This is a genomic window from Eubacteriales bacterium (assembly GCA_041390245.1).
Classification (GTDB): Bacteria; Bacillota; Clostridia; order Christensenellales; family JAWKQI01; genus JAWKQI01.
On sequence record JAWKQI010000001.1, the window covers coordinates 153,934 to 180,386 of the forward strand.

The 26,453-nt window shown below is 39.1% G+C and carries 26 protein-coding genes; 1 reads left to right on the forward strand and 25 read right to left on the reverse strand.

The window, feature by feature from the left end; genetic code table 11:
- Nucleotides 1-110: 110 nt before the first annotated feature.
- The 19 genes from R2876_00745 to R2876_00835 form a co-directional block, all read right to left on the reverse strand.
- Nucleotides 111-962 (reverse strand): DNA glycosylase, encoded by an 852-nt coding sequence (locus tag R2876_00745; GenBank protein MEZ4357155.1) that lies wholly within the window; start codon nucleotides 960-962, stop codon nucleotides 111-113.
- 80 nt (nucleotides 963-1,042) lie between these two features.
- Nucleotides 1,043-1,291 (reverse strand): 50S ribosomal protein L27, encoded by a 249-nt coding sequence (gene rpmA / locus R2876_00750; GenBank protein ID MEZ4357156.1) that lies wholly within the window; start codon nucleotides 1,289-1,291, stop codon nucleotides 1,043-1,045.
- Nucleotides 1,292-1,328: 37 nt separating this feature from the next.
- The gene (gene rplU / locus R2876_00755) at nucleotides 1,329-1,664 is read right to left on the reverse strand and encodes a 50S ribosomal protein L21 (GenBank protein MEZ4357157.1); all 336 of its coding nucleotides are present in this window, start codon (nucleotides 1,662-1,664) and stop codon (nucleotides 1,329-1,331) included.
- 124 nt (nucleotides 1,665-1,788) lie between these two features.
- Nucleotides 1,789-3,324 carry an Rne/Rng family ribonuclease gene (locus R2876_00760; GenBank protein MEZ4357158.1) on the reverse strand — a complete coding sequence of 512 codons (1,536 nt, stop codon included), beginning with the start codon at nucleotides 3,322-3,324 and terminating at the stop codon, nucleotides 1,789-1,791.
- Between the two features lie 49 nt (nucleotides 3,325-3,373).
- Nucleotides 3,374-4,027 (reverse strand): TIGR03936 family radical SAM-associated protein, encoded by a 654-nt coding sequence (locus R2876_00765; GenBank protein ID MEZ4357159.1) that lies wholly within the window; start codon nucleotides 4,025-4,027, stop codon nucleotides 3,374-3,376.
- Nucleotides 4,024-5,844: a TIGR03960 family B12-binding radical SAM protein gene (locus tag R2876_00770; GenBank protein ID MEZ4357160.1), complete on the reverse strand. Its 1,821-nt coding sequence runs from the start codon at nucleotides 5,842-5,844 to the stop codon at nucleotides 4,024-4,026. Before R2876_00770 ends, R2876_00765 begins: the two co-directional genes overlap by 4 nt.
- Before the next feature lie 82 nt (nucleotides 5,845-5,926).
- On the reverse strand, nucleotides 5,927-6,802 hold the full coding sequence (locus R2876_00775; protein MEZ4357161.1) for a M50 family metallopeptidase: 876 nt from the start codon (nucleotides 6,800-6,802) through the stop codon (nucleotides 5,927-5,929).
- Nucleotides 6,803-6,814: 12 nt separating this feature from the next.
- Nucleotides 6,815-7,507 (reverse strand): M23 family metallopeptidase, encoded by a 693-nt coding sequence (locus tag R2876_00780; GenBank protein MEZ4357162.1) that lies wholly within the window; start codon nucleotides 7,505-7,507, stop codon nucleotides 6,815-6,817.
- Between the two features lie 138 nt (nucleotides 7,508-7,645).
- Entirely contained in the window at nucleotides 7,646-8,806 is a 1,161-nt protein-coding gene (rodA, locus tag R2876_00785; protein ID MEZ4357163.1) for a rod shape-determining protein RodA, read from the reverse strand.
- Between the two features lie 134 nt (nucleotides 8,807-8,940).
- The gene (gene minE / locus R2876_00790) at nucleotides 8,941-9,216 is read right to left on the reverse strand and encodes a cell division topological specificity factor MinE (GenBank protein ID MEZ4357164.1); all 276 of its coding nucleotides are present in this window, start codon (nucleotides 9,214-9,216) and stop codon (nucleotides 8,941-8,943) included.
- Nucleotides 9,217-9,228: 12 nt separating this feature from the next.
- The gene (gene minD / locus R2876_00795) at nucleotides 9,229-10,023 is read right to left on the reverse strand and encodes a septum site-determining protein MinD (GenBank protein MEZ4357165.1); all 795 of its coding nucleotides are present in this window, start codon (nucleotides 10,021-10,023) and stop codon (nucleotides 9,229-9,231) included.
- 30 nt (nucleotides 10,024-10,053) lie between these two features.
- Entirely contained in the window at nucleotides 10,054-10,782 is a 729-nt protein-coding gene (minC, locus tag R2876_00800) for a septum site-determining protein MinC (protein ID MEZ4357166.1), read from the reverse strand.
- A gap of 109 nt (nucleotides 10,783-10,891) precedes the next feature.
- On the reverse strand, nucleotides 10,892-13,420 hold the full coding sequence (locus R2876_00805) for a penicillin-binding transpeptidase domain-containing protein (protein MEZ4357167.1): 2,529 nt from the start codon (nucleotides 13,418-13,420) through the stop codon (nucleotides 10,892-10,894).
- A 31-nt stretch (nucleotides 13,421-13,451) separates the two neighbouring features.
- Nucleotides 13,452-13,997, reverse strand: coding sequence for a rod shape-determining protein MreD (mreD, locus tag R2876_00810; GenBank protein ID MEZ4357168.1), 546 nt, complete (start codon nucleotides 13,995-13,997; stop codon nucleotides 13,452-13,454).
- A complete protein-coding gene (gene mreC, locus R2876_00815; GenBank protein ID MEZ4357169.1) occupies nucleotides 13,994-14,839 on the reverse strand; it encodes a rod shape-determining protein MreC in 846 nt (281 codons plus the stop codon). Before mreC ends, mreD begins: the two co-directional genes overlap by 4 nt.
- A gap of 131 nt (nucleotides 14,840-14,970) precedes the next feature.
- On the reverse strand, nucleotides 14,971-15,990 hold the full coding sequence (locus R2876_00820) for a rod shape-determining protein (protein ID MEZ4357170.1): 1,020 nt from the start codon (nucleotides 15,988-15,990) through the stop codon (nucleotides 14,971-14,973).
- Nucleotides 15,991-16,178: 188 nt separating this feature from the next.
- Complete coding sequence (locus tag R2876_00825; GenBank protein ID MEZ4357171.1) at nucleotides 16,179-16,910, reverse strand: SigB/SigF/SigG family RNA polymerase sigma factor; 732 nt, start codon at nucleotides 16,908-16,910, stop codon at nucleotides 16,179-16,181.
- Nucleotides 16,900-17,334 carry an anti-sigma F factor gene (gene spoIIAB / locus R2876_00830; protein MEZ4357172.1) on the reverse strand — a complete coding sequence of 145 codons (435 nt, stop codon included), beginning with the start codon at nucleotides 17,332-17,334 and terminating at the stop codon, nucleotides 16,900-16,902. Before spoIIAB ends, R2876_00825 begins: the two co-directional genes overlap by 11 nt.
- 23 nt (nucleotides 17,335-17,357) lie before the next feature.
- Complete coding sequence (locus tag R2876_00835) at nucleotides 17,358-17,660, reverse strand: anti-sigma factor antagonist (GenBank protein ID MEZ4357173.1); 303 nt, start codon at nucleotides 17,658-17,660, stop codon at nucleotides 17,358-17,360.
- A 209-nt stretch (nucleotides 17,661-17,869) separates the two neighbouring features.
- Here R2876_00835 and R2876_00840 point away from each other — a divergent pair, with 209 nt between their 5' ends.
- Nucleotides 17,870-20,251, forward strand: coding sequence for a PBP1A family penicillin-binding protein (locus R2876_00840; protein MEZ4357174.1), 2,382 nt, complete (start codon nucleotides 17,870-17,872; stop codon nucleotides 20,249-20,251).
- Here R2876_00840 and thiI read toward each other — a convergent pair.
- From thiI to R2876_00870, 6 genes are all read right to left on the reverse strand, one after another.
- A complete protein-coding gene (thiI, locus tag R2876_00845) occupies nucleotides 20,248-21,420 on the reverse strand; it encodes a tRNA uracil 4-sulfurtransferase ThiI (protein MEZ4357175.1) in 1,173 nt (390 codons plus the stop codon). The genes R2876_00840 and thiI overlap by 4 nt on opposite strands.
- The gene (locus R2876_00850) at nucleotides 21,421-22,233 is read right to left on the reverse strand and encodes an aminotransferase class V-fold PLP-dependent enzyme (GenBank protein ID MEZ4357176.1); all 813 of its coding nucleotides are present in this window, start codon (nucleotides 22,231-22,233) and stop codon (nucleotides 21,421-21,423) included.
- Nucleotides 22,127-22,564, reverse strand: coding sequence for an aminotransferase class V-fold PLP-dependent enzyme (locus tag R2876_00855; protein MEZ4357177.1), 438 nt, complete (start codon nucleotides 22,562-22,564; stop codon nucleotides 22,127-22,129). Before R2876_00855 ends, R2876_00850 begins: the two co-directional genes overlap by 107 nt.
- Before the next feature lie 244 nt (nucleotides 22,565-22,808).
- Entirely contained in the window at nucleotides 22,809-24,170 is a 1,362-nt protein-coding gene (locus R2876_00860; GenBank protein ID MEZ4357178.1) for a trypsin-like peptidase domain-containing protein, read from the reverse strand.
- A gap of 112 nt (nucleotides 24,171-24,282) precedes the next feature.
- Nucleotides 24,283-25,671 carry an ATP-binding protein gene (locus tag R2876_00865; protein ID MEZ4357179.1) on the reverse strand — a complete coding sequence of 463 codons (1,389 nt, stop codon included), beginning with the start codon at nucleotides 25,669-25,671 and terminating at the stop codon, nucleotides 24,283-24,285.
- A gap of 59 nt (nucleotides 25,672-25,730) precedes the next feature.
- Nucleotides 25,731-26,417 (reverse strand): response regulator transcription factor, encoded by a 687-nt coding sequence (locus R2876_00870; GenBank protein MEZ4357180.1) that lies wholly within the window; start codon nucleotides 26,415-26,417, stop codon nucleotides 25,731-25,733.
- Nucleotides 26,418-26,453: the final 36 nt, after the last annotated feature.

Below are 26,453 nucleotides of genomic sequence, written 5' to 3' on the forward strand. Positions count from 1 at the left end.
TATGATTTATAACATAATATCATATTTTTGGTATTATAACAACGTAGCATATGTTAATTTCTTACAAATAAATAGGGAAGAAAATTTTTCCTTCCCGTATTTTTACATATTCATATAAACAATTCTCTATGGTTCCTTGCATAGTGAAAAAGATATTGCTGCGCTATGCCAGCATTCTCTCCGAATTTGTCTTCCAAAAATTTTAAAAGCTGTTTATCCGTAAAACAGACCCCGTATGTCTTGGACAAGACCCGTTTCATCCATACGTCTACCGGAAAAGCGTTTGAAAAACCAAGTGAATAAAGCAATACGCAATCTGCAACCTTGTTACCTACGCCAAACAGCGTATTCAACTTTTTTCTCGCTTCCAAATACTCCATGCTTTTTACACCTTCTAAATCAAACCCATCGCAAATGCTTTTTACAGTTTTGGCTAAATATGGTGCCCTGTATCCTGCCCCGCACTCGTAAAAATCTTTTTCCGTAGCTTTTTTAAGCTCCTCAGGCTTCGGAAAAGCATAGTGCTCCCCATCGATTTCACGCCCGAAACGGCGGCAGACTTCCTTTATAATGCGTGAGATACGGGCTATATTGTTATTTGCAGAGATTATGAACGAAATAAGCGTTTCGAAAGGTTCTTGATTTAAGACTCTCATACCATCGGCATATTTTATAACTTCCTCCAGCGCTTCGTCTGTTGAAAAAGCACGTTTTAATTCCTCGTAATCCCTATTTAAATCAAAGTAATTAAACCAGATATTATAAAAATCTTCTTTTGAAACCGGGTACAGTATAATCGAGTCTTTTTTTTCTTCTATCGTTATAACGCGCCCGTGAGCAACACCCGTTATCTTTTCCCCTAACTGTTCAAACCTAAACGTCTGCCCGCAAAACAAAGTCTGGCATGGCGAAAAAATTATATCTTTTAAAATAACTCTGTCTTTATCAAAACAAATTTCCATAAGACCGACCCTTTTGTTTAGATAAATTAAAAGGCCAATTTACCTTGACCTTTTAACTTCAAAATTAATTATACAACCTATTAATAAACACTGGCCTGTTTTTTGTCCCGTCCTTTTCTTTCATAACGGACAGTACCGTCAACCATTGAATAAAGCGTATCATCGCTTCCTTTGCCTACGTTTATACCAGGATGTATCTTTGTACCACGTTGTCTTACTAATATGCTCCCTGCGCTAACTACCTGCCCATCTGAGCATTTAACACCCAAGCGCTTCGAATGGCTGTCTCTACCGTTCTTGGAGCTTCCCATTCCTTTCTTATGTGCCATCTAAATACACCTCTTTTCAACTAACTAAAACTAAAAATTACTTTTCTTCCTTAACTTCAGCTTTTTCCTTACCGATGCTTAATATCTTAAGCTGTGTGAAAGGCTGCCTATGTCCCTGTTTCTTTTTATAATCTTTCTTTGCCTTATGCTTAAATACTATGACCTTTTGGCCTTTCCCTTGTTTTACAACTTCGGCTTTAATCTTAACATCTTTTACAATAGGCGTTCCAACAGAAACTTTTTTTCCATCGCAGAAAAGCAATGTGTCAAACTCAACTTTTTCCCCAGCTTTAGCTTCGATCTTTTCTACATATACGAAACCATCTGGTTCTGCTTTATATTGCTTTCCACCTGTTTGAAAAATCGCATACACTTAAACGTTTACCTCCTCAACCCAGTCTCGCCTCAATGGCAGTGCGCTTGCACATTTAAAAAGCCATTTTAGTGCGGCTCAAAGCGTATTTTAACATAGTGATCATGTCTTTGTCAACAAACCTTTAGTTAAACATCTGAGACTCTTTTAAAAGCTCTTCCCTTACACGATCCTCTGCTATTCCACATATATTTATTTCATGAACCAAAAGCGTCTTTATCGGTTTTAAAAAGAATTTCTTGCCCGGTATCACTGGTAGCCACACGTCGTTTTCATTCTTTTTAGCCATGATAAAATCGAATACAGATGGATGTAACTCTATTATAAAATCGTTAAAAGATGTCTCGTTAACATTTTTTATAACTTCCCGCCTAAGCCTTAAAGCAACGCTTTCCTCTGAATCTACGAACCCTGAACCGCCACACAGCGGGCATTCTTTCTTTGTCAGTATAGAGAGCTTTCTTCTTACCTTCTTTCTTGTCATTTCTACCAATCCAAGCTGCGTTATGCCAAGAACACTGGTTTTTGTCCTGTCTAATTTAAGCGCTACCTTTAAAGTATCTAAGACAATATTTCTATTTTCCTCTTTTTCCATGTCTATAAAATCTATTATAATTATGCCGCTTATATCTCTTAACCGTATCTGCTTTGCTATCTCGTTTGCTGCCTCTACATTTACATTGAGTATCGTATCTTGCAGATCGTTTTCACCTACGTATTTTCCTGTATTTACATCTATTGATGTTAACGCTTCTGTCTCGTCTACTACTATATACCCTCCGCTTTTGAGCCAGACTTTCCTCTGTAAAATCTTGTCTATCTTTTCATTAATGCCATAATGCTCGAACATGTCATAGTGCTCATCAAAAAACTTTATACGTTTTTTCATCTCGGGCGCTATGAAACTCGTAAGTGCAAGTACTTTATCATAGTATTCCCTGTCATTTATTACAAATTCAGATACATCTGGTGTAAACATATCCCTAACTGTTCTAAATACCATACCTTCTTCAGAATGTATAAGCCGGGGAGCAGAGAGCTTTTCACACCGTTCCTTTATCTTTTCCCAAAGCCTTGCCAAAAACTTTATTTCAGATATAAAATCCTCTTCCTGCATCCCTTCAGCGGCAGTCCTTACTATCAAACCCATTCCCTTTGGGCGAACGCGGTCCACGATCAGTTTTAACCTTTCGCGTTCATTTTCATTTTCTATCTTTCTGGAAACTCCGACGTGGTCTACCGTCGGCATTAAAACCAGCCTTCTGCCCGGAAGAGTTATATGCGTAGTTACACGTGCACCCTTGCTGCCTCCCGGCTGCTTTAAAACCTGGATCATAATATCCTGGCCTTGTTTTAGCATGTCGCTTATTCCCATCTTTTCAAGATCGTTTGATATTATTATCCTGTCGTTTTGAAATACGAAATCCGATTTGTCTACTAGTATATCTCCGGCGTATAGAAAGGCGTTTTTATTAAGCCCTATATCCACAAAAGCCGCCTGCATTCCAGGCAGTATATTGGCCACCTTTCCTTTATAGATATTGCCTACTAATCTTTCCCTTTGCGTCCTCTCAGTTTGGAATTCAACCATTTCTCCGTTCTCTAAAAGCGCAATACGAGACTCATGCATGTTAATATCTGCAATAATCTTTCTCTCCATATTAAACTAGCTCCTAAAAAATAAATCTATTTACTAAAGGTAAACTTTTCTAACCGATAACTGCATCGATTAAAGGGCATATTTTACCGTTAACAGTAGAATACAAACCTTTCCTTAAGATGTTAAACTTAGCTACATCTGTTTTGAAAAGTCCCTTTGTCAAATCTATTGGGTTTAAGTTATTTTCCTGCCCGCTTTTAAGCATTAAACAAATCCCGTCTTCACACCTGTTTAAGCTTATTATACGGTCCTTTACGTCAATAGTCTTTAAATTGCCTTTTTTAAAAACGTCTATTACTACACTTGGCTTTTCAATAAACTCTATCATTTGTTCTATAAAGTTACTTGGAGCTTTGAGCATATACGATGAATGCGTAACCAAAGCCGCTAGTTTTTTTGCATTGTCCGGCATATTAACAACGGACTTTGGCGTGACACCGCTTGGGAAAGCTTCTTTTAATGCCGCCAAAACCTCTTCTTTGGAAAAATCCTCCGTAGTTGAAAACTCAAAATACTCGGATTCGCTGACCAGACCAACCGGCATTGCCGTTGCAAAAGATAATAGTATGTGCGGGTTGAATCCGGCAGAATAGGCAACCGGAAGACCGCTTCTTTTAAGTGCCCTCATAACTGTCCTTTGTAGGTCCAGATGCGATACATACGTTGCTGGAAAATCCCTTGAAAATTCTACAGCCCATCTCATATGCAGACACCTTTTCCTTCAAGCCCGCAAAGATCACAGCCTGCCCGGCAGTCGCGGGTGGTCGACCCCGACTTTGCTCTTGAAAGTTCCTTAAGCAGGTATTCTTTGCTGACTCCGCAGCTTATATGGTCCCAAGGGAGCGGCTCGTCTAAATCGCGCACACGGTTAGCATAAAATTTGGGGTCTATTCCCGTATCTGCAAAAGCCCTCGCCCACAAATCCATGTCGAAGAAATCTCCCCAGCTGTCGAACCTGGCCCCCAGCTCGTATGCACGCAAAAGCGTTTTTGATAGGCGCCTGTCTCCTCTTGCAAAGACCGCCTCTAAAAAACTTACGTTCGCATCATGGTAATTGTATTTTACCCCGCGTATTTTAAGCTTGCCTTTTAAATAAAGCTGCTTTTTAACTAAGCTTTCTTTATCTTCCTGCGCTTCCCACTGGAATGGAGTATGCGGTTTTGGCACAAAGCTGGATACGCTTACATGTATGTTAAGTGCCCTGGCCCTTTTTTCAAGCGGCATAGAATAATAAAGAGACCTTACTTTTAATACCAAGTTTACTATGCCGTCTAAATCCTCATAAGTTTCAAAGGGCAATCCTATCATAAAATAGAGTTTAACGCTGCTGATTCCGGCATCAAACGCATCTGATAAATTTGATAATAAATCCTCTTCCGTTATATTTTTGTTGATTATGTCTCTTAAGCGCTGTGTACCTGCTTCCGGCGCCAATGTAAGCCCCGTGCTTCTGACTTTCGTAGTTTTATTTACTATCTTGGAAAGTTCAGAATCTGCCCTTAGAGAAGGAAGTGCAACCGATACCCGTTTATTTTCAAATTCCTCTATCATGTCTGTTAAAAGCTTTGCTATTTCAGAATAATCTCCTGAAGAAAGCGAGCAAAGAGACACTTCATCAAACCCTGTATTTTTTATTATCTCCTTTGCCTGGCAAAATACTGTATCGCTCTTTTTTTCGCGTACAGGGCGGTATATAAACCCTGCCTGGCAAAATCTGCACCCTTTTGTACAGCCTCTAAAAACTTCTACGACTGCCCGGTCATGGACTATGCTTTGAAACGGTACTATCGGTGCAGTCGGGAAATACGCACTGTCAAGGTCCTCAATTATACGCTTATTTACTATCTTTGGAGCATTGCCTGTCGGTTTTAGCAACACGCCTTTTTCTAAGTAGTCAACTTCATATAATGACGGGACATAAACCCCTCTTAACTTTGAAACTCTCTTTAAAAATTTAAGTTTAGTCTCTTTTAAAGCCCTGCTTGCCTTATACTCATCTACAAACTCGCTAATTATTTCTTCTCCTTCGCCTATCAAAAACGCATCGAAAATATCTGCTACAGGCTCCGGGTTATATACTGCCCCGCCTCCGCCGATTATAATAGGGTCACTATCTTTGCGGTCTTTTGAAAGTGCGGGTATTAAAGATAAATTGAGCATAGTCAATATGTTTGTATAACACATTTCATAGCCTATACTAAAGCCAAGTATGTTAAACTCGTTTAATGGTGTTTTCGTCTCAAGTGAAAAAAGCGGGATTTTTAACTCTCGCATCCTTTGTTCCATGTCTACCCATGGTGCGGCGGCGCGTTCACAATAAACATCTGTCCTATTGTTTAAAATGTGATATAGTATGCTTATCCCTAAATTGGACATGGCAACTTCATAAACATCTGGAAAGCACATGCAAAAACGCACATCCACGTCGGCAGCGTTCTTTACGGCCATGTTATACTCTCCTCCGGTATACCGGGACATATTTTTTACGCCGAATGAAAGTTCACCAAAAAAGTTGTCCAATTAATTTGCTCCTAATATTATCTAACAGCTTATTTTACCACATTGACAAATACCTAGTCAAAAATTTTGTAAAAATTAAACGTCAAATTTTACTTAATATTGTCTTTATTTTTACATCTAAGCCATATTTTAAAACAGCATCCATAACCTGGGTTTCAGAAAGGCTTTTAAGTATCCTCATATCATCGTCTAAAATATAAACCACGTTATATTTCCCTGCATCAAATTCCTTTAAAACATCTCTTAAATAGTTATTGTCCATGATCGCAAAACCGCGCATCAAGACGGCTTTTTGCGTAGATAAAAGCTTTCTTTTAGAAGATATGTCCCGTATAACCGTATACGGCACATTCTTGATCTCTTTGATTGCAGCATACAGTAAAAAAACAGCCATAAAAAAAAACGTCCGGTTAAAGTAGCCTTTTATTACCATAAATACGCCGCCCAAAAGCATAATGGAGGAAATAACCACCCCGAATATAGCGCATATCTTAGTTGCCTTTTTCTGTCCTATACTTCGGGCAAGCAGCGCACGCACTATATGCCCTCCGTCAAGCGGCAGTGCCGGCAGCAGATTTATCGCAGCAATGGTTAAATTTGCCGTTATAAACTGCCTTGCAATTGAAAGCGGCGCGTAATACTTGTCTATAAAAAATATGCCGGCCGCCAAAACTATGTTTACAGCGGGGCCGGCAGCTGCAGTAAATACTTCCTTTAGTGCAGATAGTGCCGTAAAGCTTTTGACCTTTGCCGTGCATCCGAAAGGAAGTATTTCAACATCATCTATAATAATACCGCAGGCGCCCGCCGCTACCATATGTGCAAGTTCGTGGATAATCAATGCCGGTATATAAAATATCAGCATATCCCACATGCCTAAAACTATCAATCCTAGCATCACAAAAATAAGTAAAATATTTATCTTAAAGCGTCCGCCTGCAATTCTTATAGTATTCATTTAATATTATTTTCACCCTTGATCCATATATGAAAGTGGATCTACAGCTTCACCGTTTACATAGATCTCAAATTTTAAAACGTCACCGGAAAGAGTGCCTATCAAATCTCCCGAATCCAATGTATCTCCTTCTTGAACAGCCGGTGAAACGCCGTAATAAGAGGCCTCGCTTCCGTCTTCGTTTTTCATAGTCACTATACTTCCATTTAGATCTTCTTCATTTTTCTCAATTGCATATACGCTTCCAGAGACCGCGTTTATAACATTTGCTCCCTGAGAAGTTTCAATAGAAATGCCTTCACTTCCATCTTCTCCAAACTTAGCCGTTATTTTGCCTTCCACGGGAAATACAAATACATTGGCATCGGTCGAAACAGAGATATCCCCCTCTGTATTTTCCACGAATTTAAGTTTCCCAATATCCTCGTCTATCGTAGTATTTTGATCAGCATTGTCTATACCTGCTATAACTCCGCTGGTAAGTGGCGTATCTATACTTCTAAGCACGAGTATGGAAAGAGCAATCACTGCAAAAACCGCCGTCTTTAGCATAAGTCCGCGTATTTTCTCCTCATTTTTATCATTTTTTATATTAGCCGTACTTTTAACGGGATAATTTAAGCGTATCCCCCTATAGTTTCTTATCTCTTCAACAGACTCAAAACCAGCCAATTCAATTTTATCAAGCGAGCTTTTATCACGCATAATATACAATTCTCCCTTCAATAGTCCTTAAAAGATTATATTTTTTTTTTGCAAAAAAAATACCGCATATAAATACTTTGAAAAGGTATTTATATGCAGTATCAAAAACATTCTTAGTTTTATATATATTAACTGTTTTTAAGCCAAACTCCACCTAAACCGTCTCGCGTTGACGTTTAAAATCAAGCCGACCGCTATCATGTTTGCAAGCATGCTAGAGCCTCCATAGCTGAAAAACGGCAGAGGTATACCCGTAACCGGCATTATGCCCATATTCATCCCTAGATTTTCAAATATATGGAATAGAAGCATACAAACTACCCCTGACACCAAAAACATCCCTTGGTCGTCCTTTGCTTTGCTCGCAATATATAGCGCTCTTAAAAGCAGAGCAAGATAAAGCCCCATTAAGAAAAACGCACCGATAAACCCAACTGCCTCAACAGTTACACCGAAAATAAAATCTGTATGGCTGTCTGGCACGTAGTTTAATTGCCCCAGTGCACCAGCGGAGAAAAAGCCTTTGCCGGCAAACTGACCTGCACCTATAGCTATCTTAGCCTGGGAGACCTGATATCCGGTCCCTTGAGTATCCGCCCCTGGATTTAAAAAGGATACGATCCGGGCCTTCTGCGTAGAGTTCATAACCAGCCACGCCAGAGGTAGCATGATTATTCCTACCAATAGGATCATTCCTATTATCTTTAAATTTGTCCGCCCGACAAACAGCATGCCAAAAAATATAACCAAAAATACTAACGCAGTCCCGATATCTTTTTGTAAAACTATAAGCCCAAACGGCAATGCAAACAAAAGTGCCACCGGAAAAACATCTTTTATCCTTTCGATCCTATGGCCGCCTCTCGTGCTTTCACTCATTTTTTTTGCCAAAACTATAATAAGCGATATCTTGGCAACCTCACTTGGCTGAAACCCACGGCTGCCGAATTTGAACCAGCCCTGCATCCCACGTACCTCAGTAGTTAAGAATACCAGCAATAGCAAAGCAATATTAAACCAGTATATCCACCGGGAATAATCGCATATGACAGAATAATCTGGTATAAGTACTATTGTAACGGCTATCAAGCCTACCAATACCCACATCAACTGAAGCTTTACGTAACTGAAATTTAGTTTGCTTAAATAATCGCTTAATGTGCTTTCATCACCCGTAAACGGTGAACTCGTTGCATTTATTATCGCAACTAAACCAAATAAACATATAGCAAAAACTATCGATACAGTAACCCAGTCTATATGCTTTAAAAACCTTATATTTATAAAACGAAACCTCATACGTTTCTCCGTTAAGAATCTTTTATTTTGCTTTTAATTATATCATTAAACTCAATTTAATACAAAGTTATAAACATGGTTTTTTATAACATAATTTTGTAAATAAAAAATGCCGTATACGGCATTTTTATTCTTTATTTGTTTTTACCCATACACTTTACGTTTCTTATGGGAACATTTACTAGAAGCTTTGTCGTATCACTATCCAAACCGTTTTGTTCCCGGGTTATCTTTACCTCTACATCATCATCCGATATATCTATGTAGTTTTCCAATACCTTCATAATATCACGCTGTAAACTCTTTATAAAATTATTATCAGTTGAAGTACCATTACGGTCATGAATTAAAACTAGTTTTAACCTCTCCTTAGCAACCTGATTGCTTTTCTTCTTCCCAAAAAAGCCCATCTTGGTACCTCCTTAACTATTACTGCCAAAAATATTTTTGATTTTCCCAAAAAACGTCTTTTTATTTAGATCCATAAACGGAACTTCTTCACCTAAAATTCTCTTTGTAATGTTCTTATAAGCTTGTCCTGCAGGTGCTTTTTTATCACTAATAAGCGGTTCACCTAAATTAGTCGCACGAATAACCTCTTCATCGTCTGGCACCACACCTATTAAATCTAATCCGAGCACTTCAAGAGTATCGTCAATACCCAGCATATCCCCCTGGTTTACCAGGCTTTGCCTTATGCGGTTTATAAGCAGATATACGTCGTCTATGCCTTCCGCAGACAAAAGGCCGACTATCCTATCCGCATCGCGAACAGAAGACACCTCGGGCATAGCCACGACTATCGCAGACTTTGCCCCCGCAATAGCGTTTTTAAATCCCTGCTCTATGCCGGCAGGACAGTCTATCAATATATAATCAAACTCCTTTTCAAGATCGGATATTAAACTTCTCATCTGGTCCGGAGTGACGGCATTTTTATCCCTTGTCTGAGCTGCCGGCAAAAGAAACAAGCCGCTAAACCTCTTGTCCTTTATAAGCGCTTGCTTTAATCTGCATGTTCCTTCTATAACATCTACCAAGTCATACACAATCCTATTTTCAAGCCCCAAAACTACGTCTAAATTTCTAAGCCCAATATCCGTATCAACTAAAACGACTTTTTTCCCCTCTATTGCCAATCCTGCACCTAAGTTAGCTGAAGTGGTCGTCTTGCCTACCCCGCCTTTACCAGAAGTTACTACGATTACATTGTTCATCTTAATATTTCCCCCCTCAATACTATAATGTTAATGTTGTTGCTTCATAGGAAAATGTTTTTGATTTACGTCTGTTATGGTTATATTCCCATCCTCTATCTTAGCAATTTCCGGTACTAAAGAAGAAGCACCTTCTGGGAAAATAGCAATTTTAGCATTTATCCTTAACTGCTTCGGGCAAAGTTTATTTGCTGCTATAACAACTCCTGCCCTTCCAGTTGCGCCTGCATGTGCAAGCCCCCTTAATGCACCTATTACTATTATGCTTCCTCCGGCAACTATTTCAGCGCCGTTATTTACATCTCCTAATACTACAACGTCTCCCTCACACTCGACACGCTGTCCATTTCTTAAAGTGTGCGAGATAATTATAGAGCGTGCATCAAAATAATCATTTGACACAAGTTCTATACCGGATTTACTACTCTTTTCAGCCGAATCCCTTTTGTCATTTTCCGTTTTGATATCTTTTATTTTCTTCTCTGTGTGTTTTGGGGCAGTTTTTGAACTGGGTCCTTTAAAGACCACATTTAATAACCCGAATCTCCTTAGAAAAATCTCTTTTATCTCATGCATTTCAGTTTCTTCAAAGTTACGTCCGGCTATTAACACTTTAGATGTTGCGCCCCGAAAAAAATTATCATTTTGCTCTATTCTTTTGACAAGAGCTTCTTTAATGGCATTATATGATTTTACCTCGTCACACAAAATCTCTAAGCAGCCAGATGATATCCCCTTAAATGAGACTATATTCTTCATAAAAATGCCTCTTTTTTGCTAAATTTGTCGTTTTAATTATATATTATAAAAAAACACATGTAAATACCATACATGTGTTTTTAATTTATTGATTTATAATACTGTTCCTTTAAGAATCTCCTACCAAAGTATTAGAATCCGGTATATCTACCTCGGCAGTACGAGCCTTTTCATCTAAATAATAAGTAAATACGTCTTTTGCAACGAGTGAAGAAAGGCCACCGGACAAACCATGCGGTACATATACGACAACCACTATCTCAGGGTTTTCATACGGAGTGAATCCAACGAACCAACTGTTGTTTTCTATGTCTATGTTAGAAACCTGCGCAGTTCCGGTTTTTCCGCCTATTTCATCGATATACTTATAATTTTTAAAGTAAGAGGATGCAGTTCCTTGGTCTTCTTCAGACACAACCTCCCTCATGCCTTCTTTTATCGCAGCTAAATATTCCTCCGGAATATCCAGCTGTTTATATACAGACGGTTCAATCTCCTCCAAAACAGTACCCGAGGAAGATGCTATTTTATCAACAATGCTTAAATCATATACGGTGCCTCCATTCAATATAGCCGCTACGTATCTCGAAACGCCAACCGGTGTAACAGCCGCAACTCCTTGGCCGATACCAGTAAGTATCGTCCTCGTTGGATTCCACATTAGTTCTGTTAAAATACTTGCAACTGTCTTATCCCATCCCTTTGAACTGGAAATGGTCTTTGAAATACCTAAATTCTCACTTAAAATAGTCCTTATCTTAGGCCCCATTTCCTCTTCGTCATTAGATGCTAGTTTAAGCAAGGCTTCTGCTGCATTATCTAATTCCTCATCTGTATATTCTACCGAACGCTCTTGCCCAAAATTCTTTAGTTCGCTTATCAAAAGCCTTTTAACCAATATTGGTATAGCAGTCTTTTGGTTTGATGCGTCCTTTGTATTATCATAAAGTACTTCTTGGCCTCCGACCTGGCCGACTGCCTCTGCCGGAAGCTGTATGCCGGTCTTTTCGGTAAGCCCAAAGTTATCTGCCCATTTGGTAAGGTTTGAAATACCCAGCCTGTACGCCACCGTAAAGAAATAATAGTTACAGGAGTTCTTAATAGCAAGAACAACGTTTTGATCTTTATGCTTTGAAAAATTCGGGCGTACCCAACAAGAAGGGCAGCTTTTAATTTCCTCTTCTGTCGCCGTATCGGCATCCTCGCCTAGTACAGCGGTGAAATACCCTCCGTCACTTATCGTTGTATTTACGGTAATGCCTGTCGTATCGTATTCCATTAATCCGGCCGTTGCCGTTACCATCTTGAAGATTGACCCAGGCGTACCTTTTGAAGACACTGCTTTATTAAACAGCGGTGTCGTATCTTCATCTGTTAAAGCCTCATAATCTACTTCTGATATGCCGTTGGTAAACAGATTAAGGTCGAAAGAAGGATAACTCGCCATAGCCAAAACTTTTCCACTATTTATATCAATAACGACTGCCGCTCCGGTTGTAGCAAATTTTATTTCATCAGTACGGCCGTCTTCAAGCATTTGGTCTTCATAATCGCTCTTATTTGCAGTGTATTCCTCCTGCTGCTTTTTATATATCTCGGCAATATTATTTTCAAGTGATTCCTCAAGAGCCTCCTGCAGCCCTAAATCTATTGTTAGAACTACGTTATTGCCAGATTTAGCCGATGATGTTGAAAGGGTCCTTATTATCTGTGAGAACTGTTTACTGACTTCCTGTTTGCCCTGCCGTTCAATAGTATTCGCAGTCAAAACAGACTCCATTGTAGATTCTATACCCGCTATACCTATTAAATCGTCCGAAGAATATCCTAATGCCTGCATTTCCGCAATGGTATCATTATCTTGCATTTTGCCCATATATCCTATTATGTGGGCCGCTGTACTCTGTTTAGGGTATACCCTTACAGTTCCTTCTGATATATCTACACCCTCAAGCTCCTCGCTCCTTGCCTTTAACTCCGATACGGTATTTATATTAACATCTTTGGCAATGGTTATAGAAAGATACCCGGAACTATTGTTTAACTGTAACTGCTGCCATATAGATAAAAGTTTAACAGCGTCGTCGTATGAGAGCTCGTCAGGTATCTGATACCTTAATCTGAGCTGATTATAAATTTCTTCAGCATCGTCCATGCCTGTTAAATACATGTTTGTTTTCCAGCTGCTTAAACGTTTTTCAAAAACAGTTTCGTCTGTGGTATTAAAATCAAAGTAAAAATCGCCGTTGTCATCTCTTTTTATCGAAAATTCGTTCTCTATCGTGCCGCTGTTTTCCTCTATTATATCTATTGTCTTCATCAGTATCCCCGTATAATATGCACGATCGTCTGAGGAAGTCTTTGTCTGGTCTTTTTTAAAGACAACATCATAGCTCTTTTCATCATAAGCTAAAACTATACCGCTTGAATCGAGAATGGAGCCCCTTGACCCCGAAACCGTTATAGTACGTATAGAAGTATTTTTTGATTTTTCTGAATAGCTGGTACCTTGAACAATAGTCAAGTTAACTAGCTGCATTACCAATATCAAAAACAAAAATACTATAATCGCAGTTAATATAAACATTCTTTTGTCAGATTTCCCGGAAAAAACGTTTGAGTTAAATATCGATTTCATTTAGGTTTAAAAGGCCTCCTTTCACGTATAATTATTTCCTGCGGTACTTTTCCATTTTATCCACAACTCTGAATTCACTGAATTTAACAGATTTTAGAAAGTGGGTATAATAAAGCTTCCGCATGAGCAAATGTATAAACGGCATTAAAATAACAGTATACAGTGCACTTAATAATGTGCATTTTATAAATACAACGCCGTATGATACATTAATCGCAACTATATTAGCCGTTATAAACGCAGTAAAATCCTTTATCAAGAAAACCGCAAGGCATATAATTGTCGGCACTATATAATTGTCTATATAAGAAACGCGCCTTACCGCAATCATAGCTAAAAACCCTGCTACCACATAAGGTATAGAATAAAACCCCACAGCCGGACCGTATAAAATATCCAGCAATATGCCGCCCGAAAGGCCAAGCCACATCCCAGATAAAGATTTTTCTGCTATTGCTATCGAAACTATACATATTAAAAGCAAATCCGGAGCTGCACCAAACATCGATGCATTTCCGGCTGCTCCAAGTATCAAAGTATTTATTACGCATATGAGGGCAAGAATAAGGTATCTCATTCTTCAGTATCCCCCGTTTGTGAATCATCTTGCAAATTGCTTATTACTACCATTACTTCTTCCATATGCTGAAAATCTACTTTAGGCTTTACACTTGCAGATTTCTCAGTATTCTCTTCTCCAGTAGCAACTTCAGTAACTTCACCTATAATTATGCCTTTTGGGAATATGCCATCTAGCCCAGACGTTATAACAACGTCGCCCGGTATTATATCTGTATCAAAAGGCAGATAGCTCATGGTCAGCAAATTGGTACCTTCCGTATTAATATTTCCCGATAAGATACCGTTATCTCTCGTGCGCTCTACCAACCCGGCCACACTGCTGTCGCTGTCTATTATAGGGGTGACAACGCTCCATGTAGCATATGCCTCCGTTATACGGCCTATCAGCCCGTCTTGATTTATAACAGCCATGTTTTCTTTAACGCCGTCAACTATACCTGCTGAGATAGTAAAGCTGTTAAACCATGCCCCAGGGCTCTTGCTTATTACTTTCGCCGTCACATAACTTAGGTTTTCATTTTGTTGTGCAAAATTTAAAAGGTCTTTTAGCCTTTCATTTTCCTTTAAGGTTTCATCATAGTACTGTATTATGCTTTCTTGTTCCTCCAACTGTTGCTTAAGCGCGTCTATATCATCTTGGTCCTCAGTGCCGCTAAATATATTAGAGAAAAACCCGGCAACCGATCCTGCAGCATCATAAAAAAATCCTTGGACCGGTTTTAACAACCCGCCAATGACACTTTTAGACCCAAATATGTTACCGCTGGCTGTAGTAACAAGTAGCACAAGCAGTATTATTACTATGATTAATGTTATTAAAAGCGGCCTATCTTTCAAAAAAATAACTCTCCTGAAATAATAACTGCGTTTTAAAACTTCCTCTTTAATTTTATGTATATAAAAATAAGAATTTAGCCTTTTTACGCTTTTTAATTATTATAGCATGTTTAAGTTTTTTTTCAAATATATTAAGCCGTTTCGAAATTACTTCTTAAGCCTTTTTTACCAATTCTTTCAATCGACATATAAAGCCCATCTATAACTGCATCAGCCGTATTGTCAGATATACACGTTTTGATCCCTGTGTTCTCCGATATAAATTCCGCTATACCCTCTAGCAATGCCCCTTTACCGGTCAATAATATGCCGTTATCTATTATATCGGCCGCAAATTCAGGAGGTATCTGGCTTATAACCTCTTTTATGTCTGTACAAAGTTTATCTGCCACGTTTCTCATGCCCTGTACTATCTCTAAATTACCGACTTGTACTTCCATAGGCATTCCGTTTTCAATACTTCTTCCGCGGACGTTGATTATCTTAGTGTTTTTACTGCTGTTGACTCCACCAATTTCTACCTTTATATGTTCGGCAGTGTTTTCTCCAACTATTACTCCAAGGCTATCACGCATATAATTTAAAATAACTTCGCTGAATGTGTCTCCGGCAACCTTTGTCGTACCGCCGTACACAAGGCCTCCTAAAGATACCATTCCTATGTCGCTTTTTTGCGCGCCTATATCCACTACCAAAACTCCGGAATTAGAAAATATATCCACTCCGGAGCCAAGTGCGGCCGCTATTGGCGTTTCAATAAGATAGACTTCTCTAGCGCCTGCATGAAAACCTGTACTTTCCATTGCGGCTTTCTCAAGTTCGTTTGAATCGCATGGTATCGCCATTGTCATTTTCGATATACCTTTTGTTATGGATGTTTTAAGGGTGTTTTTAAGAAAATATTTGATCATGACTTCGACCAGCTCGGTATCCGTTATTACGCCATTTTTAATAGGCCTTTTAACGACTATGCCGCCGAGCAGCCTGCCGGTTAAACTCTTTGCCTCTTCTCCAACAGCTACGATTTCGTGCCCATCGGCACTAACTGCTACATAAGAGGGCTGAGTAATAAGTTCCCCCTCTGGGGTCGCACGGACAGAAGTGCTCACAGAACCTAGATCTAAGGCTGCATTCAATGAAAATATTGCCACCTTTTTATCCTCCTAATATCATATATATATTGCAATTGTGCCAATATATATGATATTTTATACATCTATATAAACAGGCGGGGTTTATATTGCAATGCCTACTATCAAAAAAGATATTACTTTGACATAAATAAATACTTAAAAATTATCCAAGTAATATCTTCAATATAAAAACCAAATAAATGCATTCATTCGGAAAAGGATTTTATCTTTTTCAATGTCTTGGTAATAAGCCTTGAAACCTGCACCTGTGATATACCAATTATTTCCGCTATTTCCGTCTGCGTCTTGTCCTTAAAGAAGCGCAGGAAAATAAGTTTCCTCTCTTGTGGTTCGAGCCTTGACAGGATCTCCTTTATAGCTATCCTGTCTATCATTTCGCCCATATCTCCAACTACTGTATCCATAATTAAAGTCTTTGAATTATCCTCGTCAAATGCAGGCTGGTAGATAGAAAGCGGCGCTTTTACCGCCTCTGTTGCTACGGCTATGTCCTCTGCGGATATCCCCGTCCTAGATGATATTTCTTCAACCGTAGGGTCCCTTCCCAGCTCCTTTTTCAATGTATCGTTAGCGGAAAAGACTATTGCAGACTTTTCTTTAACGCTCCTGCTGACCTTTATCATTCCATCATCTCTAAGAAAGCGTTTAATCTCTCCCGCAATCATAGGAACAGCATATGTGGAAAATCTTACGTTAAAAGAGCTATCATAATTTTTTATTGCTTTTATAAGCCCCAAACAGCCTATCTGTATCAAATCTTCCGCTTCTATACCCCGCCCAAAGAACCTTTTGGCTATACTTTTAACCAGTGCATAATTTCTTTCAACAAGTTCAGCGGTCGCTTTTTCGTCCCCTTCTTTGGATTGCTTTATATATTCAAGAGTCTGCTCATGGCTTAATAGCTCTTTATTGGGCATCCTCTCCTATATCCTTTCTCATTATAACGGTAGTCCCTTTGCCGACTTCGGATATTACGTTTACGCTGTCCATAAACGTCTCCATAACGGTAAAGCCCATTCCTGAGCGTTCCTCTCCTCCTACCGTAGAGAAAAACGGCTGTCTTGCCTGTTCTACATCCTCTATTCCGCGTCCTAAATCCGATATTTCAATAGTTATGCTTCTTTTGTCTATATATGCGCGTATCTCAATATAGCCTCCTCTGCCCTTGTACGCGTGCACGATGCAGTTCGTAACAGCTTCTGAGACCGCTGTCTTTATATCTGCTATCTCCTCAATAGTCGGGTTAAGCCTTGCGGCAAATGCACCGACCACCACACGCGAGAAGCTTTCGTTTTCAGACAAACTTGGAATTTTTAAAACCATGCTGTTTTTTTGATTCATATTATTATCCCCCTTTATTTCGCCTATTTCTTTTCGATAACTTTATAAAGGCCAGCAATCCTAAACACCTTGTCCACTTGTTTGCTGGCGTTTTTAACGCTTATGCTTCCGCCGGCTGCTTTTACCCTTTGATACCGTCCAAGCAGCACTCCTATACCGGAACTATCCATAAACTTAAGTCCGGATAAATCTAAAATTAACTTTGTCGCACCTGAGGAAATAATGTCATCAAGTCTTCGTTTAACGGCAGCTGCGCTATGATGGTCCAGTTCTCCCGACAGCCAGATTTCTGCCGTTGCATCTTTCTTTTTTGCTTTTATCAGCATAAAAATAAACCCCCCTTTTAAGTGAAAGCATTGTTATATTAAAAAACTTATTCTTTTTTTTATATACTTTCACCTTTAGCAAAAAATAGGAATGTTTTGGTTATTTTACCTGCTTTTGTTTTTTTATGTCGCAAAATTTAACAGCTATATTTTTTTAATAAAAAGGCACTTTAAAAATGAGATCTTATGATTATTTAAAGGCGTAAAAAATGCGTAAAGAAAAAGGAAAAAATTACATAGAAAAAAATCATAAAAAGGTTGAGAAGAAAAAAAGATTTAGAAAAACCAGAATAGTTTTCTTTACTTTTTTCTGCATGTTTTGTTTTGGTTTAATATTCGTTGTTTCTTACTTTTTAGGGCTTGACGATTGGAAAAACTTTAACCCAAGCGACGTTACCGAAATGGACCAATCTACAATTATTTACGATTCGAGCGGCGAAGAGATAACGACTGTATACTCAACTGAAAACCGTATCAACGTGTCTTTGGATACTATTCCTAAAGACATTGTCAAGGCATTTTTAGCAGTTGAAGATGCACGGTTTTATGAACATAACGGTGTCGACGTGATTAGAATATTCGGTTCGTTTATAAACGATATAAAATCTATGAGCTTAAAGGAAGGTGCAAGCACCATATCCCAGCAGCTTATAAAAAACACTGTTCTTTCAACTGAAAAAACATTCGACAGGAAACTTCAGGAAGCTTTTATGGCTATCGAACTTGAAAGCGCATATTCTAAAGACGAAATTTTAGAGCTTTATTTAAACAACGTATACTTCGGCGGCGGCGCTTACGGTATAGAGGCCGCTTCCCTTAAGTATTTTTCAAAACACGCATCTGAACTGACGCTGCTTGAAGGAGTTGCACTTGCCGCAACTCTAAAAGGGCCAACGCACTATGCGCCCGATGTAGCAGCGGAAAACAACGCCAACAGGCGGAGTGTTATTTTATCTTTAATGGTGGAAAATAATTTTATATCTCAGGAAACTGCGGATAGCGTTGAAGAAGAAACACTTACTTTAAATAAAAAGGATTTTTCAGCTTATCCGCACGGATATTATACAGACCTCGTTTTATCAGAGGCAGAATCTCTGCTTTCCATATCTACAAGTGAGCTGCTGACCGGCGGATATAAGATATACACCTGCCTTGATACAGGGCTTCAGAATTATTTGGAAGAGACATTTTCTGAAAACGATAACTTTCCGGCAAATGCCGAAGACGGTGAAAAAGTCCAGGCTGCTGTTGTCATTATGGACCCGGACACAGGCGCTATATCAGCAATTATGGGCGGCAGGGAATATAGCGGTAGGCGTATACTTAATCGTGCCGTAGACGTAAGGCGGCAGCCGGGAAGCGCCATAAAACCTGTTTTAGTATACGCACCTGCCATAGAAAACCTAAACTATTCACCAACGACGTTTTTATTGGATGAACAAGCGGACTTTTCAGGATATACGCCTAAAAATTCCTCGGGCAAATATTCTGGCTGGGTAACCATGCGGGAAGCCGTGACAAAATCCCTAAACGTCCCTGCGGTTAAACTTTTAAATTACATAGGAATAGACGCAGCTAAAACATATGCTTCAAACGTCGGCATACGGTTTAGCGATGGAGACGATAACTTGACCTTGGCGCTCGGTGGTTTCACCGAGGGCGTATCCGTCTTAGAGCTTTGCGCGGCATATGCGCCTTTTGCTTCAAACGGATATTATTCTCTTCCTTATTGCATCGAAAAAATAGAAAAAGATGGAGAAGTTATCTATGAAAATGAATCCACTAAAAAAAATGTTTTGTCTGCTGAAAGTGCATATTTAATGACCTCTATGCTAGAGAGCGTAGTTACATCCGGAACTGCAAAAGAGCTTTCTTCACTAAGCATGGATATCGCTGCCAAAACTGGTACATCCGGCGATACCGGGCAATCTTACAACAAAGATGCATGGATAGTAAGCTACAACAGTGAATATATAATTGGCTGCTGGATGGGATATGACAAGACAGATGAAGAACACAACCTTGATTCTTCTGTGACAGGTGGGACATATCCTGCAAAGCTCGTAAAGAGTATCTATTCGCATATTTATGAAAGCAAAGATACTCCGACATTTACAATACCTTCGGGTATTGTTACCGCAGATATAGACTTAAAGGCATTGAATACGAACAAAGAAGTGCTTTTAGCCTCATCTCTAACGCCTAAAAGCCAGACTATGACTGAATACTACAAATCCGGATATGCACCGACTTCTTACTCTTCTCTTTGGAAAATTCCAAAAGCACCGACAGATTTAACGCTTTATATATCTCAGGGAGGGCTACCTATGCTAAGTTTTACAACACCTGAGTCTTTTGCCAAATACCAGCTGATACGTGTAGATGAAACCGGTAGCAAGCGCACTGTCGGAGAATACGACTATTCTTCTAAGCAGATATGGGTAACAGACAGCACTGCCGATCCCAATAAGACGTATCTTTACTATATACTTCCTATCCATGGGGAGATAATATCAAATGGAGAGCCTCTTTCCGGTTCACCATCTAATACAGTGTCTTTCCCGAGCGATGCGCAGACTCTGGCTAATTAAACGGGTTTTACCTGAATAGTTTCTATTGATGAAATCGCTTCTTCTATCAAGGCCTGCTCATCAAGAGCTTCTTCCGATGATAAAATGTCGTTTAAATGAGGGCGTGTCTTTGGATGTTTTGCTACGAATACGGTACAGCAGTCTTCATACGGGAGAATAGATGTATCATAGGTGCCTATCTGCCTTGCCCTGTCCATAATTTCAACTTTGTCCATTCCGATTAGCGGCCTAAATACGCACATATTGACAGCGGCATCAGTAACGCTTAAACTCTCCATCGTCTGGCTGGCTACTTGTCCTATGCTTTCGCCGGTAACAAGAGCTTTTGCACCTTCGTTTTTTGCTATACTCTGTGCTATCTTCATCATATACCTTCGCATTATCAGGGTTATTTCATCCTCCGGGCACTTTTTATGTATCTCGGTTTGTATTTTAGTAAACGATACTATGTGAACGTCTATACTACCTAAATAGGAGCTTAGAATCTGCGCTAAAGACAGTACTTTTTGCTTTACTTGCTCCCCTGTGTACGGAAAACTATGGAAATAGACTGCGCTTAAATTAACTCCGCGCTTTGCAACCATATATCCTGCGACCGGGCTATCCAGCCCTCCGGATAAAAGCAAAACCGCCCTGCCGCTGCTTCCTGTCGGCATACCTTCTGCGCCTTTTTCTATGTTGGTATATATATAAGCGCTTTCCCTGATTTCAACATAAACGCTTATTTGCGGATTTACGACATCTACATGAATGTCTTTTAGATTTTCAAGCAGATACCCTCCTACTTCACGCGCAATATCCAAAGATTTAAGAGGATACCTCTTGTCCGAACGTTTGGCAAACACCTTAAAGCTTTTGCCTCCGAATTTACCTATATGTTCTTTTAGTTCTTCAAGCGCTTTAGTACATATGGTTTCCATATCTTTGTCTGTCTTGACTGCTACACTTACCGAATGTATACCAAAAACACGCTTTAGCGCGCTTACTGCTAATAAAATGTCCTCTTCTTTTATGTTCTCAACGTAAAATCTTCCCTCGCCTTTAATTACACTGCATTTAATATTTAAAAGCGCCCTTTTGATTTCATTTATCAAAAGCCTCTCAAAATAAGGGCGGTTCTGCCCTTTTAAGTGTATTTCGCCGTATCTTATCAGTATCACTTTACCCATTTATCTCTTTTTAAACCTCCGAAGTGTATTAATCTCTTGTTCAAGTACATTTAAGAACATATCCGCCTCAGCAAGAGTGTTGCTTATGCCAAGTGATATCCTAATAGCCCCTCTTAGCCTATCGCCAGATATACCCTGAGCTTTTAATATTCTTGAGCCTACGTTTTTCCTGGATGAACATGCGGAACCCATGCTCACGTATATTCCCCTGGCCTCGAGTGCATGCAGCAGCGTTTCTGAATGAACTCCCAAAACGGATACGTTTATTATATTAGGCACGCACTTATCTTCCGGCGGGCTGTTTAAACTGACGTCTTCCATATTGGAAAGTGAACTTTTTAACTTTTTGCTTATAAATTCAATTCTCTTAGCCTCTTTGTCTATGTTCCTTAAATGCTCGTCAACGGCCGCAGAAAAACACGCTATACCAAACGTGTTTTCAGTGCCAGAACGCAAGGCCCCTTCCTGCCCTCCTCCAACTATTAACGGTTTTACCTTATTTGCATTTTTGATATAAAGGGCTCCAGTACCTTTAAGCGCATTTATCTTATGCGCACTCATAGAATAAAAATCTACTTCACCGTTTGCCAAGTAAATCGGCATTTTTAAAAAAGCCTGGACTCCGTCAGAATGAAAAAACGTTTCCGGATTTCTTGCCTTTACCATTTTACTTATATTATATATGTCATTTACAGCACCGGTCTCGTTATTGACATGCATAATACTGACAAGTGCAGTATCCTCTCTTAAAGCATTTAAGACATCCCTTGAATCTATCGTATAATCTTCTCTCCGGGCGTATAAAATCGACATTCATGCCTTTATTCTTAAGCCTTAAAAACGCCTCGTAACCAGATGAATGTTCTACCTCAGTAGTTATAAAATGCCTTCTTCTGCCCTCAGCACAGGCGAATATAGCTGTGTTATTGGCCTCTGTCCCTCCTGACGTAAATACTATATTGCCAGCAAATGCATTTAAAGCCCTTGCAATTGACAACCTGGAGTTGTTCATAGCTTCTGCCGCATCTACAGATGGCTTATATATAGAAGATGGATTATACCAGCCGCTATCTATATAGTTTCTAAATAACCTCGTAAAATCGTATGGTCTTGTCGTGGCCGCATTGTCAAAATATATACTCATTAAAAAACCTCTTGCAACACATATTATCATATTATCCGTGCGTTTTCATCTAAAAAGCCCAGCCTTTAATTTTTTTTAATTAAAAACCTGCTCTTTTTATCCATAAGTATATTTTACCGCACATTGTATTATATTTATTAATCTAATTTTTTGCCAATATTTTTTATATTAAAATTTATATTAAAAAAGGCGCTTACTCCCTTTTTCAAGCAAGGTGTAAGCGCCTTTTTTTTATTTTTTCATACTAATCAGATATCGAATTAAGATCTCCTATTTCAACGGTTATATTCCCAGTCATGCCGTCACGGTATATAGTTAAGGTGACAGTATCTCCTACACTCTTTGCTTTTATAGCACTTATAAGCGTATCTGAAGTCTTTGTCTCTACTCCGTCTACAGCCGTTATAATATCATTTACCTTAACTCCTGCCTTTTCCGCTGTTAAACCGCTTGTAACTTCCTGAACTAAAAGGCCCTGCGGAACGTTGTAAGTTTGAGCATCATTAGCGCTTATTTCACTGACATTGACACCAATGCCCGGATATTCTATTCCACCTTCTTCTATTATTTCTCTGGCTATTGTGATAGCATCGTTTATCGGAATAGCAAATCCTATACCTTCAGCATCTACTGCATCACCATAAGAATCGTATCCTGCGATTACGCTCTTCATAGTATTTACACCGATCACTTCTCCGTTTGTATTTAAAAGCGGGCCGCCGCTGTTACCTAAGTTAATCGAGGCATCTGTCTGTATCATATTAAAATAACGGTCGTTATAATAAACTTCACGGTTAAGTGCTGAAATTATACCTTTAGTAACTGTCCCTGCAAGGGACTTACCCAAAGGGTTCCCTATCGCTATAGCAGTTTCTCCAACTCGCAATGAATCGGAATCTCCGATAGGAGCTACTGTCAAACCGGTTGCTTCTATCTTTAAAACGGCTATCTCAGTGGTAGTATCACGTCCGATAAGCTTTGCTTCATATTCAGTACCGTCCATAGTCCATACCTTAAAGCTGTCCCCGTCTTCAACGACGTGGTTATTTGTTAAAATATAACCATCTGCTGAAATTACAAACCCTGAACCATAACTCGTCTCCTCTGTAGAATCTGAATTAAACGGGAAAGTCGTCTCTACATTTGAAACCGGTGTAATCCCCACTACAGAAGGCCCGACTTGTTCCACTATATCAGCAATTACATCTGTAGAATCCTCAAGGTCGGGTGCCGTACCTCCGAGTTCAACAGAAGTTACAGGGCTGCTAGTGTTTTCGCTGTCTTGTGTCAAGTTTGACCCGTTTAAAAGAAGCGGCATAATCACATATGTACCTACCAACGCCCCTATTATAAGGCAGACAAGACATACGGAAATTATAATGCCTATCATACCGCGGTTCTTTTTAGGTTTTACGGTATCCTTTGGCGTATCCTGCCTAAAAGCTGGCTCAGACGGCTGTTCTTTAAAACTGGTTCCCTGGTCTTCTGCCGACTGCTCCTTTGAACTTATCATAGGCTCTTCAGCCGAATAGGATTTTTCTTTATTATCATCATTAGATTCAATAGGATCATTTTCTCCCGGAATCCTTGAATCAAAATCGCTCATATAGTATCCTCCTTTAAAGATTTATATAATCTTTTGTAAAAATTATCTAGATTTAATTATTCCATATAATTTTTAAATTATTGTATTTAAAATGTAAATTACATTTTAATTTTTAATGTGAAGCAAAAACATTCTTGTTCGTAGTTTTATTCGGCAATGTGAACGTAAATTTAGTGCCTTTGCCTTCTTTGGAGTCTACACTTATCTTCTCACCATGCTGTTCTATTATCCTCTTTACTATAGCCAGCCCGAGGCCAGTACCTTTATATTCTGCCCTCGCTTTATCCACTTTATAAAACCTCTCAAATATAAACGGAAGTTCATTTTCCGGAATGCCAATCCCGGTATCCGATATAATTACATTAGTCTTATCTGCGCTCCTCTTAACATTTATGGATATTTTCCCTCCTTTAGGAGTGAATTTAACAGCATTATCGATTATATTTGTCGCTACCTGCGCTATTTTATCAGGGTCTGCCAGTACCATATTCGGCTTATCGCCGAAACCTATTTCAACATTTATCTTTTTGCTTTCTATTGCCTGTTCAAAATTTATTATACTCCGCCTCAAAAGTTCGTTTATATCAAAATGCTCTATATTCAACTTTAATTCCGGCGAATCTAACCTAGACATTTCTAGCAGATCCGCTATAAGAGAATTTAAACGCTTTATCTCGGAAAGTACTGTTTTTAGATATGTTTCCTGGTCGTCTTTAGATATCGCACCATCTATTATGCCCTGAACAAAGCCTTGGATAGAAGTCATAGGAGTTCTAAGTTCGTGCGAAACATCTGCCACGAACGTAGTCTTTAATTTTTCCTGACGTTCCAGTTCTCCTGCCATATTGTTAAAAGTATCAGCTAAATTGCCTATTTCTGTCTGTGACTTTATATATACTCTTGTAGAAAAATCACCGCCTGAAAGCCTGTTTGCAGAAGTGGTTATTTTTCTTATATCCCTTGAAAAATACCTTGAAAAAATGAATGCCACAAATATCGATATGGCAAGTGAAAACAAAACGCAGTTAAATATCTGTGAAAATACGGCAGAAAGCGACTTATCCAGTTCTCTTAATTCTGAGTACATAAATATAGCACCGGCATACTTGTTTTCGATGATAAGCGGAGCCGCAACCAATATAACCGACGTACCAAATACATTTTCGAGAGTAGATACGGCGCTTATTGTATTTCCCTGCCCAACTTGCTGTGCAATAGACGCAAGCTCGCTGTTCATAGGAGTATTCGTTATTGTTATATTGCCCGAACCATCTACAATTGTCCTTATATTCATAGATGTATCAGATAACCAGATAACAGCATCATTTTTCTCTGCCGCCTCTTTAATTATATCGTAATAAGCAGCTTCGCCTGTTATAGAATAAGAATCCTGTTCAAAAGCTAAATTGATATCGGCTACAACAGATTTTAGCTCAGACATCTTCTCATTCATATCGTTTGATCTAAGCGTTTCCGATATAAGGGTTGTCAAAAGCAGCAAGATAAGTGTTGTTGTAACAAAATATACTGTAAAAAACCGGGCGAATATGGATTTGAACACTATTTCACCTCAAATTTATACCCTACGCCCCAGACTGTACGAACATTCCAGCCTTTATTTTCCTCGCCTATTTTTTCTCTCACGCGTTTTATATGTACGTCTACTGTACGCGAATCGCCAAAATAATCAAAGTCCCATACATTCTGCAGCAGCTGTTCACGCGTAAACACCTTGTTTGGGTGGCTTGCCAAGAAATATAAAAGCTCTATTTCTTTTGGCGGCATCTCTATGACATTTTCCTTGTACTCTACCCTGTAATTGGATATATCTATCGTTAGGTCTTCATAGTTTATCGTTGGGTCTTCTTCCTCACTCTTACCCGGGTTATTTGTCCTTCGTAAAACCGCACGAACACGCGCCAAAAGTTCTTTTGGTTCAAGCGGCTTGACTATATAATCGTCCGCGCCGAGTTCTAATCCCAAGACCTTGTCAAAAGTTTCCCCTTTTGCGGATAGCATAATGACCGGCATCTGGCTTGTTTTCCTTATCTCTTTTAAAGTATCCCATCCGTCCATAACCGGCATCATGATGTCTAGAATAACTAAGTCTATCTTCTGGTTTGCGATGACATTAAGGGCAGCTTTTCCGTCTTCCGCCGTATAAGCCTTGTACCCTTCTTTCTCAAGATATAAAGTTATAACTTTATTTATATTTATATCGTCGTCTACTACAAGTATATTATTCATATATTTCACCTCGCTTAGTATTATAGCAATTTTAAT

Coding starts and splice junctions, on each gene's coding strand:
- R2876_00765 (MEZ4357159.1), bottom strand. CDS start 4,027: ATGAGATGGGCTGTAGAATTTTCAAGGGATTTTCCAGCAACGTATGTA.
- R2876_00780 (MEZ4357162.1), bottom strand. CDS start 7,507: ATGCGTGATAAAAGCTCGCTTGATAAAATTGAATTGGCTGGTTTTGAG.
- R2876_00775 (MEZ4357161.1), bottom strand. CDS start 6,802: ATGAATACTATAAGAATTGCAGGCGGACGCTTTAAGATAAATATTTTA.
- R2876_00855 (MEZ4357177.1), bottom strand. CDS start 22,564: ATGAGTATATATTTTGACAATGCGGCCACGACAAGACCATACGATTTT.
- thiI (MEZ4357175.1), bottom strand. CDS start 21,420: ATGGGTAAAGTGATACTGATAAGATACGGCGAAATACACTTAAAAGGG.
- R2876_00825 (MEZ4357171.1), bottom strand. CDS start 16,910: ATGCCCAATAAAGAGCTATTAAGCCATGAGCAGACTCTTGAATATATA.
- R2876_00860 (MEZ4357178.1), bottom strand. CDS start 24,170: ATGAGCGATTTTGATTCAAGGATTCCGGGAGAAAATGATCCTATTGAA.
- R2876_00850 (MEZ4357176.1), bottom strand. CDS start 22,233: ATGTCGATTTTATACGCCCGGAGAGAAGATTATACGATAGATTCAAGG.
- mreD (MEZ4357168.1), bottom strand. CDS start 13,997: ATGAGATACCTTATTCTTGCCCTCATATGCGTAATAAATACTTTGATA.
- spoIIAB (MEZ4357172.1), bottom strand. CDS start 17,334: ATGAATCAAAAAAACAGCATGGTTTTAAAAATTCCAAGTTTGTCTGAA.
- rodA (MEZ4357163.1), bottom strand. CDS start 8,806: ATGAGGTTTCGTTTTATAAATATAAGGTTTTTAAAGCATATAGACTGG.
- R2876_00805 (MEZ4357167.1), bottom strand. CDS start 13,420: ATGAAATCGATATTTAACTCAAACGTTTTTTCCGGGAAATCTGACAAA.
- R2876_00840 (MEZ4357174.1), top strand. CDS start 17,870: ATGCGTAAAGAAAAAGGAAAAAATTACATAGAAAAAAATCATAAAAAG.
- minC (MEZ4357166.1), bottom strand. CDS start 10,782: ATGAAGAATATAGTCTCATTTAAGGGGATATCATCTGGCTGCTTAGAG.
- R2876_00760 (MEZ4357158.1), bottom strand. CDS start 3,324: ATGGAGAGAAAGATTATTGCAGATATTAACATGCATGAGTCTCGTATT.
- R2876_00745 (MEZ4357155.1), bottom strand. CDS start 962: ATGGAAATTTGTTTTGATAAAGACAGAGTTATTTTAAAAGATATAATT.
- rpmA (MEZ4357156.1), bottom strand. CDS start 1,291: ATGGCACATAAGAAAGGAATGGGAAGCTCCAAGAACGGTAGAGACAGC.
- R2876_00870 (MEZ4357180.1), bottom strand. CDS start 26,417: ATGAATAATATACTTGTAGTAGACGACGATATAAATATAAATAAAGTT.
- R2876_00835 (MEZ4357173.1), bottom strand. CDS start 17,660: ATGCTGATAAAAGCAAAAAAGAAAGATGCAACGGCAGAAATCTGGCTG.
- minE (MEZ4357164.1), bottom strand. CDS start 9,216: ATGGGCTTTTTTGGGAAGAAGAAAAGCAATCAGGTTGCTAAGGAGAGG.
- minD (MEZ4357165.1), bottom strand. CDS start 10,023: ATGAACAATGTAATCGTAGTAACTTCTGGTAAAGGCGGGGTAGGCAAG.